This window comes from Lentzea sp. NPDC051208 (assembly GCF_040682435.1).
GTDB lineage: Bacteria > Actinomycetota > Actinomycetes > Mycobacteriales > Pseudonocardiaceae > Lentzea > Lentzea kristufekii.
Genome location: NZ_JBFBAW010000001.1, coordinates 405,515 through 417,417, shown reverse-complemented (window position 1 = coordinate 417,417; position 11,903 = coordinate 405,515). Strand labels below are relative to the sequence as shown.

Annotated in this window: 8 protein-coding genes and 1 pseudogene; 2 read left to right on the top strand and 7 right to left on the bottom strand. The window is 71.1% G+C overall.

Translation table 11 applies throughout. The annotated features are described in order from the left end of the window. Positions 1-22: 22 nt before the first annotated feature. The 6 genes and pseudogenes from AB0M48_RS01700 to AB0M48_RS01675 form a co-directional block, all read right to left on the bottom strand. A pseudogene (locus AB0M48_RS01700) lies at positions 23-700 on the bottom strand (ATP-binding cassette domain-containing protein); the annotation flags it as partial. Further along, a complete protein-coding gene (locus tag AB0M48_RS01695; RefSeq protein ID WP_363835285.1) occupies positions 697-2,523 on the bottom strand; it encodes a dipeptide/oligopeptide/nickel ABC transporter permease/ATP-binding protein in 1,827 nt (608 codons plus the stop codon). The pseudogene AB0M48_RS01700 and the gene AB0M48_RS01695, both read right to left, overlap by 4 nt. A 37-nt stretch (positions 2,524-2,560) precedes the next feature. Beyond that, on the bottom strand, positions 2,561-3,508 hold the full coding sequence (locus AB0M48_RS01690; RefSeq protein ID WP_363835283.1) for an ABC transporter permease: 948 nt from the start codon (positions 3,506-3,508) through the stop codon (positions 2,561-2,563). Further along, on the bottom strand, positions 3,505-5,073 hold the full coding sequence (locus AB0M48_RS01685) for an ABC transporter substrate-binding protein (protein ID WP_363835282.1): 1,569 nt from the start codon (positions 5,071-5,073) through the stop codon (positions 3,505-3,507). The genes AB0M48_RS01690 and AB0M48_RS01685 overlap by 4 nt, the downstream gene beginning before the upstream one ends. Next, entirely contained in the window at positions 5,070-5,927 is an 858-nt protein-coding gene (locus AB0M48_RS01680; protein WP_363835281.1) for a serine hydrolase, read from the bottom strand. The genes AB0M48_RS01685 and AB0M48_RS01680 overlap by 4 nt, the downstream gene beginning before the upstream one ends. Beyond that, a complete protein-coding gene (locus tag AB0M48_RS01675) occupies positions 5,924-7,300 on the bottom strand; it encodes a serine hydrolase domain-containing protein (protein WP_363835279.1) in 1,377 nt (458 codons plus the stop codon). Before AB0M48_RS01675 ends, AB0M48_RS01680 begins: the two co-directional genes overlap by 4 nt. A gap of 234 nt (positions 7,301-7,534) precedes the next feature. Here AB0M48_RS01675 and AB0M48_RS01670 point away from each other — a divergent pair, with 234 nt between their 5' ends. Both AB0M48_RS01670 and AB0M48_RS01665 read left to right on the top strand, forming a co-directional pair. After that, positions 7,535-8,266, top strand: coding sequence for an ABC transporter ATP-binding protein (locus AB0M48_RS01670; RefSeq protein WP_363835277.1), 732 nt, complete (start codon positions 7,535-7,537; stop codon positions 8,264-8,266). Positions 8,267-8,345: 79 nt separating this feature from the next. After that, entirely contained in the window at positions 8,346-10,826 is a 2,481-nt protein-coding gene (locus AB0M48_RS01665) for an FtsX-like permease family protein (protein ID WP_363835274.1), read from the top strand. A gap of 48 nt (positions 10,827-10,874) precedes the next feature. Here AB0M48_RS01665 and AB0M48_RS01660 read toward each other — a convergent pair whose 3' ends face one another. Beyond that, the gene (locus AB0M48_RS01660) at positions 10,875-11,801 is read right to left on the bottom strand and encodes a hypothetical protein (protein ID WP_363835272.1); all 927 of its coding nucleotides are present in this window, start codon (positions 11,799-11,801) and stop codon (positions 10,875-10,877) included. Between the last annotated feature and the right edge of the window lie 102 nt (positions 11,802-11,903).

The following is an 11,903-nucleotide window of genomic DNA, read 5'->3' as shown; positions in this document are numbered from 1 at the left end:
CCTCCAGCCTCTTGTGCCGTCTCGGCGCGGCCGCGAGCAGCTCGCGCGTGTACTCGTGCTGCGGGTCTTCGAGGACCTGTCCGGCCGGACCCTCCTCCACGATCCTGCCCGCCTTCATCACCGCGATGCGGTCGCTCACGTACCGCACGACGGCGAGGTTGTGCGAGATGAACAGCATGGAGAGGCCGAGCTGTCGTTGCAGGTCCCGCACCAGGTTCAGCACGGCGCCCTGCACGGACACGTCGAGCGCGGACGTGATCTCGTCGGCGATGACGACCCTGGGACGTCCGGCCAGCGCCCTGGCGAGCGCGACCCGTTGCCGTTGCCCGCCGGAGAGCCTCGCCGGCAGTGCCGTGGCCCGGCCGGGGTCGAGGTTCACCAGGCCGAGCAGCCGCGCGACCTCGGCCTTCTTGTCGGTGCCTCGCGGCATGGCCTCGGCGATCGAGTTGCCGATGCTCATCCGCGGGTCGAGCGACGAGTACGGGTCCTGGAAGACCATCTGGACCTTGCCGTCCGCGCTGATGTGGCCCGAGGTGGGTGTGCGGAGACCGACCGCGGTGGCGGCGAGCGTCGACTTGCCCGACCCGGACTCGCCGACCAGGCCCACGACCTGCCCCGCCGGCACGGTGAGGCTGACGTCGTCGACGGCCGTGTGGTGGCCGAAGCGGACGGTGACGTTGGTGAAGACGAGTTCGCTCATCGCACACCTGCCAGTTCGGTCTCCGACTTCCAGCACGCGACCCGGTGGTCCGGCCGGAGGGTCGTGAGTTCGGGTTCTTCGGTGCGGCACTGGTCGTCGGCGAGCGGGCACCGCGGCGCGAACGGGCACCCGCGGCCGATCTCGCCGGGCTCCGGTGGCCGTCCGGGGATGACCGCGAGCGGTGCGTCCCGGTCCGTGTCGAGGTCCGGCACCGCCTTCAGCAGCGCCGTCGTGTACGGGTGCCGCGCGGCCGTGAAGAGCTCGTCCGTGGGCAGTTCCTCGACGATCCGGCCCGCGTACATCACGAGCACGCGGTCGCAGGTCTGCGCCACGACGGTGATGTCGTGGCTGATGAGCAGCACCGCGGCACTGCGGACCTCCCTGATCCTGGCGAGCAGCTTGAGCACCTCGCGCTGCACGGTGACGTCGAGCGCGGTGGTGGGTTCGTCGGCGATCACCAGCTGCGGTTCGCCCATCAGTCCCATCGCGATCATCGCCCGCTGCCGCATGCCGCCCGAGAACTCGTGCGGGTACTGCTTCGCCCGGCGTTCCGGCTCCGGGATCCGCACGGCGTCGAGCCGGTCGACGGCCTTGCGCGCCGCGGCCCTGCGGTCGAACCCCTGGTGCACCTCGGACACCTCGGCGAGCTGCCGGCCGATGCGCTTCGTCGGGTTGAAGGACGTCGTCGGGTCCTGGAACACCATGGCGAGCCGCGTGCCCAGCTCACGGTCCGGAGTCCGGTCGAGCGGCTTTCCGTTGAACTCCAACGTGTCCGCGGTGACCGAACCGGGATGCTCCACGAGCCGCGACACGGCCAGCGCGGTGAGGCTTTTGCCAGAGCCGGACTCGCCGACCACGCCGATCATCTCTCCGTTGTGGACGGTGAACGACACGCCGCGCACCGGCGTGATGCCGCCTGGGAAGGTGACGTGCAGGTTCCGGACGGTCAGCAACCCGCCATCTGTTGGTACGCCGGTGGTCTTCGGCGGCGGAGTCGCCGAGCGGTGTGACCGCTGACGATGGCCTGCCGCGGCGGCCTCCCCGAACAGGTTGAACGCGAGCCCCGCGAGCACCACCGCGACCGCCGGTCCGAGCGCGGGAGCGGGGGAGATGTAGATGCGGTTGAGGCCTTCGCCGAGCAGCCGTCCCCAGTCGTAGGAGGGCGCCTGCACACCGATGCCCAGGAACGACAGCCCGGCGAACGCGGTCAGCGCCGACCCGGCCGCGAGCGTGGCGTTGATGACGAGGGGTTCGGCGATGTTGGGCAGGACGTGCCGGGTCAGCAGCCGGAACCGGCCCACCCCGCACACCCGCGCGGCCGCGATGAAGTCCCGTCCGCTGACCGAGGCCGTCAGCGTCTGGGTGAGACGCGCGAACGACGGCGTGATCGCGAACGCGATGGCCAGCACCGCGCCGATCGTCCCGGTGCCGAAGATGACGGCGAAGAACAGCGCCAGCAACAGCCCGGGGAACGCGACCGCGATGTTCACCGCGGACGTGACGATCCGCGCCGCCCACCTCGGCAGCACCGAGGGCACGGAACCGAGGACCAGGCCCGTGACGACGCCGATCACCGTCGCCAGCAGCGCGAGGCCGATCGTGAGCCGGGTGGCCACGAGGACCCGGAAGAAGATGTCGCGGCCGAGCTGGTCGGTGCCCAGCAGGTGGTCCGCGGACGGGCCCTGCTGGAGTGCGTCGGTGTCGATGGCGGCGGCACGGTCGCCCCAGAGGATCGGGGCGAAGACCGCCAGGGCGAGGAGGACGGTGAGCAGGACCGCGGAGGCGGCGCCGACGGGGGAGCGGAGCACGGTCAAGCGACGCATGCCGCCTCCCCTGCGGCCGGTGGTGCGAGCGGGCGCATCACGCCTCCCTGATCGTCGAACGCGGATCGAGCAGTGCCAGCACCACGTCCACCACCAGGTTCACCAGCAGCACCCCGGCCCCGTACACCAGGACGATGCCCTGCACGGCCGGGTAGTCCTTCTGCTGGATGGAGCCGACGATGGTCGACCCCAGTCCCGGCCACGCGAACACGTTCTCCACCAGCACGGTCCCCGCGACGAGGGCGGCGAGCATCATGCCGCCCAACGTCAGCGTGGCGGTGACGGCGTTGGGCAGCGCGTGCCGCACGTACACCAGCCGTGCAGGCAGGCGCTTGGCCCGTGCGGTGCGCACGTAGTCGTTGCCCAGAACGGAAAGCAGCTCCACCCGCACGATCCGGGCGAGCACCGCGGCCGGGCCGATCGCCAGGGCCAGCACCGGCAGCACCCACGAGCCGGCCGCGTCGTTGCCCGCCACGGGGAACAGGCCGAGCTGCACGGCGAACAGGCCGACGAGCCCCACGGCGAGCAGGAACTCCGGGATCGCGGCCAGCACCACGCTCGTCGACGTGAACGCCAGCTCGCCGCCGCGCCGGCGGCCGCCCTTCGTCAGGACGGCCATCACGACGCCCACCGGCACCGCCACGGCCACGACCACCAGGAAGGCGAGCACCGCCAGCTGCACGGTGGCGGGCAGGCGGTCCCCGATCAGCGACGCGACCGGCGTGCCGCTGATCAGCGACGTGCCGAACTCGCCGCGGAACAGGCCGCTGAGGTAGTGCCAGTACTGCACGGGCAACGGGTCGTCGAGGCCCAGGGCGGCGCGCCGGGCGGCGACGAGGTCCGGTGGCGCGGCCAGGCCCAGTGACTCGCGGACCGGGTCGCCGGGGATCAGGTGGATCATCAGGAAGGCCGCGGTCACCAGCACCCACAGCGAGGTCAGGAACCGGAGTGCCCGCCGCCGGGCGAACGGGGCCCACCCGGTCATGAGGCCAGCATCCTGATCGAGGCCGGGTCGATGCTGTCGCTGATGCTGAACCGCGCGCCCTTGACGAAGGTCGGCACGACGGCGTCGAAGTACGGCACCAGGCTGGTGTCCTTCACCAGCGCGGCCTCGGCCCTGTTCCAGTGCTCGCAGCCGTCCGCACCGGCCAGTGACGCGGCCTGCTTCGACTCGGCGGCGAACTCCGCATTGGTGATGTGGGCGAAGTTCACGCCCTGCGGCGGCACCGGGCCGGACGCGAACGGGACGAGCTGGCTCGGCAGCGACAACGTCACGGGCGCCATCGACACGTCCCACGCGCCGGTGCCGAACAACGTCTGGTTGATGCCCGCTGCGTCGACGGGCTGGATCTCCACCCGCACGCCGATCGCCTGCCACGCCTGCTGGATCAGCTCGGCGGCCGAGGTCACCGTCGGGCCGAGGACGGTCGGCTGGAGCAGCTTGACCGACAACGGTGTGCCGTCCTTCGACCGCACGCCGTCCGATCCGGCACGCCACCCCGCCGAGTCCAGCGCACCGGTGGCCGCGGCCTTGTCGAACGCGAGCAGGTTCGGCCCGACGTTGTCGCCGGTGCAGGGACGGGGTTCCACGGTCACCAGGCTCTTGGACGGCCTGCCCTTGCCGTTGGTCATCACCTTGCCGACCTGGGCGAGGTCGAGCCCCTGGACCAGCGCGCGCCGGACGGCGGGATCCTGGCCGGGGTGGCCCGCCGCCTGGTTGAACCACAGCGTGCCCAGCGGGGTCGCGATGTCGACGTGGTCGATCTTCTGGCCGAACAGGCGTTCCTGGTCAGGTCCGGCCACGGTCGCGGCGGTGAGCTGACCGGACAGCAACAGGTTCACGGCGGTCGTCTCGTTCGCGATCACGCGGACGACCACCTTGTCCGGCAGGCCCTGCTGGTCCTTCTCCCAGTCGCCGGGACCCCACGCGAAGTCCTTGCGCCGTACCAGGGTGTAGTGGTCGTTGGGCACGATCTCGGAAACCGTGAACATGCCGGTGCCCTGCTCGCCCTTGGCGAGCAACGCGCGGTCGCTCAGGCCCTTGGCGCACACGATCGGCAGCGTGCCGACGTTGGTCAGCAGGAACGCGTCGGGCCCGCCGCTCGTCACCGTGACGGTGCGGGTCGCCTCGTCCGCCGTGGCCGTCGTGCCGGGGGCGACCTGGAGCCCGGTCAGTGGTGAGTTGTTCTTGGGATCGCCGACGAAGGTGATGTTCGCGGCGACGTCCGCGGCGGTCAGCGGAGCACCGTCGGCGCACGTGATGCCTTGGCGCAGCGTGAAAGTCGCCGTCGTGACCGTCGCCTCCCACTTCTCGGCGAGACCGGCCACGATCTCGCCGCTGGACGTGCGTTCGATCAGCCTGCCGTAGAGGAACCGGCCGACCTGCCGTGCCACCGACAGGACGGTCAGCGCGGGATCGAGCGAGCCTGGATCAGCACCGACGGACATCGTGAACGTCTTGCCCTCGGCCAGGTTCTGGCCGCCGGAGTTCGCCGAGGTGCCGCACCCGGCCAGGGCAACGGCCGCCAACAGGGCCACCGCACGCTTCATGACGTCCTCCGGAGTTGGTCGACGGCGAGGCGTCCGGCGCGGCCGATCACCGCGTCGGCGCCGGGATTGCGCAGGTCGAGCGACTGCGAGCGGGTGAACACCGCGACGGCGTAACTGCGGCCGTCCGGGTAGGTGACGACGCCGGCCTCGTTGCGGACGCTCGGCAGCGTGCCGGTCTTGGCGGCGACCAGGACGTCGGCGGGGAAGCCCGACGAGAGCCGGTGCGGCCAGATCTGCTGGGCCATGATCGCCCGGACGCGCTCGCACGCCTCGGGTGCCGCGGCGCGATCGGTCCAGATCGCGTCGAGCAACGTCGTGATCTCCCTCGGCGTCGAGGAGGTGGTGCGCTCGGGATCCACAATGGACAACTTGCCGACCAGCTCCCACGTCGGCTCGGCGAGCACCTTCTCGATCTCGTCCGCGCCGACGTCCGCGGCCACCGAGTCGAAGAGGTTCTCGCAGCAACCCAGGATCCGGGTCCGCGGGAGGTCGGCCACCACCGCGTCGACGGCGGCCTGCCCGACGCGGTGGAAGATGACGTCCGTCGCGGCGTTGTCGCTCATGGACATCATGAACAACGCCAGGTCGCGCCAGCTCATCTCGACGTCGTCGCGGCACCCGGCCGTGCCGATCCCGCCGATGCGGTAGCGGGGCGTGACGCGCGTCCGCGCCGTCTCGTCGAGCCGTCCCGCCGCCACCTCGGCCGCGTAGGCCACGGCGACCGGGATCTTGAACACCGACGCCAGCACGACCTGTTCGTCGGCGCCGTGCCCGGCCTCCGGGCCGTCCACCCCGATCTCACGGGCGTGGACGAACCCCTCCACGCCCGCTTCGGCGAAGGCCTCCGCGATCACCGGACGACCCGGCGGTCCGCGCGGCCGGTGTGCAGGAACAGCGCCCGCCCGTTCCCGTCGTCACCGACGAACGCGTGCGGCATGTGGATGCCCATGACGGGCTCGGCGGCGACGAGCGTGTCGTCACGCCACGGCACCAGCTCGGTCTTGCCGGCGGACTCCGGGCTCAGCTCGGCCATGATCCCCTTCGGGATGACCTCCATCCAGATCCGGCCGTCCTCGTCCTGGGTGACCACGCGCTCGCCGACCGCCGACACGTACACGCCGGTGAACCGCTCGCCGTCGACCCGAGGGGGTTCCGCCGCCGGCTCGGGCATCGCGGGCAACTCGACGCCGGTGAGCTCGCGCAGCACGTGCCGGAAGATCGCCTGGTACAGGTCGATCGTCTTGCCGCCGTTGGTCAGCAACGCGACGGTGACGCCGTGCTCGGGAACCAGGCGCAGGAAGGCGTTCTGCCCGATCGTGCCGCCGTCGTGCCCGATGACCGTCGCTTGTGGATAGTGGAACAGCTCCCAGCCCAGGCCCCAGGCGTCCCCCATCAACGCCAGGTCGGGCACCTTCACCTGGACCTGCCGCATGGCCGCGACGCTGTCCGGCGACAGCACCCCGGCGCCGTCGTTCATGTGCATCCGCGCGAACTTCAGCAGGTCGCGGGCGCTCATCGCGAGCATCGACCCGGCCGGCGAGTTCGACCGCACCAAAGCCCAGATTGGCGCCGTCTGCGGCCCGGCTGCCTCGTCGTGGGTGAGGTGCCCGGCGGCGGCGCGGTGCAGGATCGCCTCGTAGACGTCCGCGGCGGCGTGCGTCAGGCCGAGCGGGGCGAACAGGTGCTCGCGCAGGCAGTCGTCGTAGGACTTGCCGCGCATGACCTCCACGATCCGGCCGAGCACGCAGTAGCCCGCGTTGTTGTAGCTGAACATCTCGCCGGGCGCGAAGAGCTGGGGCGTGTCGTGCAACGTGGCGACGTACTTCTCCACGCAGTCGTCGCCGCGGCCGGTGTCGGTGAAGAGATCACCTTCGAAGCCCGACGTGTGGTTCATCAACTGCCGCACCGTGATCCGGGCGGCGGCGTCCTCGTCGGCGATCCGGAACTCCGGCAGGTAGTCCCGCACGGGCGCGTCGAGGTCCAGCAGGTCCTCGTCGACCAGTTGCATCGCGAGCGTCGTCGTCCAGACCTTGGTGATCGACCCGATCTGGAACAGCGAGTCGGTCGTCGTCTCGACGCCGGTGTTCTTGTTGAGCACCCCCGCCGCCGCCTCGGCCACCTCGTCGCCGACGCTGACGGCGACCGCGGCGCCGGGCACCCCGTGCTCGGCCACCAGTCGCGGCAGGTTCTCCTGCAGCCAGTCGTTGATCTCGTTGAGCTTGGACATCCGCGCCCCATCCAGGTCGACGTGACTCCGGTCACCGGCAACGCTAGGTTCGGCGGCCTCACGGACACCTCGTCGCAGCCGACGAATCTGACCTCCCCGATCTGTCCGCGCCGACGAACCCGGCCGGTGGTAGAGCCTGCTCCACCCCGTTCCCGGCAGCCTGCGTGATCGTTCCGCACCGCCTCGCAGAACTACCTTCTTGCTCAGAAGTCGTTGCGAGCCAAGGAGAACGTGATGAGTGCAGACGCGCTGTCGCTGCAGGCGGTGCGGAAGGTGTACGGCTCAGGGGGTGGTGCCGTCACCGCGCTGGACGAGGTCACCGTCGGCATCCGGCGGGGCACGTTCACCGCCGTGATGGGACCGTCCGGCTCGGGCAAGAGCACCTTCCTGCACTGCGCGTCGGGCATGGACCGGCCGACGTCCGGGCGCGTGCTGCTCGGCGACACCGACCTGGGCCGCCTGAAGGAGGCCGCGCTGACGCGAGTGCGCCGCGACCGGATCGGGTTCGTCTTCCAGGCCTACAACCTGCTGCCGTCGCTGACCGTCGAGCAGAACATCACCCTGCCGCTGCGCCTCGCCGGTCGCACGGCGGACCGGGGATGGCTGCACGAGATCGTCGCCAGGGTCGGGCTCGACGGACGGCTCGACCGGCTGCCGTCCGAACTGTCGGGAGGCCAGCAGCAACGTGTCGCGATCGCCCGCGCGCTGGTGGCCCGGCCCGAGGTGGTGCTGGCCGACGAACCGACCGGCGCGCTGGACTCCAGGACCGCGCACCAGGTGCTGACCCTGCTGCGGTCCATTGTGGACGACATGGGGCAGACGGTCCTGATGGTCACGCACGACCCGGTCGCCGCTTCGGCCGCGCACAGCGTGCTGTTCCTGGCGGACGGACGGCTCGCGGGTGAGCTGGCCGGCCCGACGCCGGAGCGGGTCGCCGAGCGCATGACGCACCTGGGGGACTGGTGAGCGTGGGACAGGTCCTGACCGCCGAGTTGCTGGCCTTCACGCTGGTGATCGCATGGAGGTTCGTGGGGAGTGACCGGCGGTGCTGAGCCTGGCCTGGCAGACCGTGAAGGCCCGCACCGGCGGGTTCGTCGGCGCGTTCGTCGCCATCCTGTGCGGCACCGCGCTCGTCGCGGCCTGCGGGATCCTGATGGAGTCGGGCCTGCGCGGCGGCGTGCCGACCCAGCGTTACGCGGCCGCCGACGTGGTCGTCACCGGTGACCGGACCGTGCGGCCGCCCGGCGGCGACGTCATGGCGTTCGAACACGCCTCCGAACAGCCCTCCGTTCCCGCGGCGCTGGTCGCCGAGATCGCCGCGGTGCCGGGTGCGCGGGCCGTTCCCGAGCAGACGTTCCCCGCCGTCGTGGTGGGGCAGGACGGGCAGCCGCTCGCGAGCAGGTCCACGTACGGTCACAACTGGGACTCCGCCGTGCTGGCGCCGTTCACGCTGAAGGACGGCACCGCGCCGAAGCCGGGCGAGGTGGTCCTGGACTCAACGCTGGCGGCCGAGTCGGGCGTCGGCGTGGGTGGCGAGATCAGGATCATGACCCGGTCCGTCCCCGAGACCTATCGCGTGGCCGGAGTCGCCGAGGCGGCCGGACGCGCGCGCCAGGCCTCGGTGTTCTTCAGCGAGACGGAGGCGGCCGCGCACTTCGGGCGGTCCGGTCAGCTGAGTGCCATCGGCGTGCTGGGCGCCGATGCCCGGCAGGTCGAGAAGGCACTCGCGCACGACCACGTCACGGTGTCGTCCGGCGCCGACCGCAGCGCCGCCGAGTTCGACGACGTCAGCCAGACCAAGTCGATCCTCACGATCCTGTCCGCCTCGTTCGGCGGGTACGCGGTCCTGGTCGCGATCTTCGTCGTGGCCAGCACCCTCGCCCTGACCGTCGAGCAACGCCGCCGCGAGTTCGCCCTGCTGCGGGCCGTGGGCGCGACGCCGCGGCAGGTCCGCAAGCTCATCGGCGTCGAGACGACGGTCGTCTCGGTGGTCGCCGGCGTGATCGGCAGCCTGCTCGGCATCGGGGTCAGCCAGGGACTGCGGGCCGCGTTCGCGCGGATCGGCGTGGTGCCGGACGACTTCGCCCTCTCGATCAGCCCGATCCCGCTGGTGGCGGCCCTGCTGATCGGAGTGGGCGCCGCACGCCTCGCGGCCTGGAGCGCGTCGCGCAGGCCGTCGTCGATCAACCCCGTCGAGGCGCTGGGCGAGGCCGCGGTGCAGAAGCGGGACGTCGGCAAGGTCCGGCTGGCCATCGGGTGGTTCCTGACCGCGATCGGGCTCGGCGCGACCGTGGTGCCGTTGTTCATCGGCGGGCAGATCGGCGCGGCGATCGCGGTGTCGGCGGCACTCGTGCTGATCATCGGGCTGGCGCTCACCGGGCCGAGGGTGATCGGGGCGGCCGTCCGGGTGATCGCGCCGGTGCTGGCCAGGTCGTTCGGCGTGAGCGGCTACCTGGCCTCGGCGAACGTGCTGAAGAACTCGCGGCGGCTCGCGGCCGCGGTGACGCCGCTGATGCTCGCCATCGGGTTCGCGGTGGTGAACTTCTACAGCCAGACGACGGTCACGGCCGCCGTGCACCAGCAGACCGAGCGGTCGATCACCGCTGACCACGTGATCACCGGTGTGACCGGCGTGCCCGCCGAGGTCGTCCGGCAGATCCCGGGAGGGACGGCCACCTCGCTGGTGCGCACCCAGGTGATCACCGCGAGCACGACCGGTGACAGCGTCGAGGTGCAGAGCCGTCCGGCCAACGGCCTCGACGCCACCGCGAGCGGCATGGTCGACCTCGGCGTCGTGTCCGGCAGCATCGACGACCTCCGGACGGGCACGGTCGCGTTGAGCGACGCGCACGCCTCCTGGGAGGACAAGTTGATCGGCGACATGGTGGAGTTCTGGTTCGCGGACGGTCAGCAGGCGAAGCTGAAGGTCGTCGCGACCTACGAGCACGACCTCGCGTTCGGCGACTACGTGCTGTCGGCCGCGGACGCCCGTGCCCACACCACAGCCGGTATGGACAGCGCCGTGCTCGTGAAGGGCGCGGACGCCACCGCGCTCAACGACCTGACCAGCCGCTATCCCGGCCTGAAGGTGACCGAACGGGTAGCGGCGCAGGACCGGAGCGCCGAGCGGACCCAGTTCCTGCTCAACCTGGTCGCGGTCGGCGTGATCCTCGGCTACGTCGCGATCTCCGTGTCGAACACGCTGGTCATGTCCACGGCCGCACGCCGCCGCGAGTTCGCCCTGCTGCGGCTGGTCGGCACCGGTCGCCGCCAGATCGTCCGGATGATGCGGACCGAAGCGCTGCTGACGGTCGGACTGGCCGCCGCGCTGGGCTCGCTGGTGGCGGCGGTGCCGCTGGCCGTGCTCGCCCTCGGCCTCACCGGCAGCCCGCTGCCCGCCGGGTCGGTCCTGGTCTACCTGGGCGCGCTCGCCGGCGCCGCGGTGCTCGGCCTGGTGTCGATCGCGGTGTCCACCCGGTTGTCGCTGCGCGCCCAGCCCATCGACACGATCGGCACGCGGGAGTGAACGTGAGAAAAGGCCACCCGGTCCGGGTGGCCTTTTCTCACGTCTTCATCAGCCCACGGGCGGGGCCATGTCGAACCAGTTGAAGCCCTCCACCAGCACCGTGGTGGTCGACGTCGAGCCCGCCGTCGTGAGCTGCCAGCGGGTCACCGTGCGGTAGGTGCCCGGCGTGAGGCTCTCGTCGGTGTCGGTGTCCGGGTTGTCGGTCACCGGGCTGTACTCGTAGACGGACCTCTTCGTCAGCGTCGCGGTGACCGTCGCGTAGGTGGACTGCGTCTTCAGGTAGTCACCGACGCCGTGGTCGGCCGCCTTGGCCGGGTCCATGTAGCGGACCTGCACGGTGTTGCCGCCGAACGACCCCTCGACCGCGGTGACCGTGACGAGGTGCCCGCCGCCGCGCTGCAGGCTGTTCTGCGGACCGGCCGAGTAACGGCCGTAGAGCATCTGCAACGGCCCGCGGGCGAGTTTCTTCGCCATGTCACCGCCGAAGTCCGCGTTCCCGTGCGGACTGATGCCCTCGGTGGCGGTGCTCCAGCCGGCGTCACGGGCGGGCTTGGTCGCGATGGTCCACGCGGTCCGCAGGGTGCTCAGCCTCGTGCCCTTGCTGGTGTACTGCGCGTCCACACCGATCCGGCCGACGGAGTTGGTGATGATGTTGTGGTCGGCCGGGTCCTTCGGGTCGAGGTTCTTGACCTTCGTGGTCAGCCACCCGACCGGCGCGTTCCTCTCGTGCGCCCAGTGGTGCAGCACGTTGTACAGCGACGACGGCCCGCAGTAGGAGCCACCGTTGTTCTCCAGGCCCGCGCGGTACTGGTCGACGTCGCTGATGCCGCACTGCTTCACCGAGAAGTCGGCACCGGCGAGGTCGGCGACCTTCACGCACGGCACGGGCTGGCCGATGATCGGGTCGGCGGCGGCGACGGCCGGGAGCGCGATGGTCGAGAGGGTGGCGGCGGCGATGATGGCCTGGCGGATCATGGTCTCTACCTTCCGTTCGCGGAATGCGTTGGTAGGTAGAGACTGTTCGAGCACGAACGCGAAGGCATGAGGGATGAACCCTCAACCCCGACTGCGAGAAGT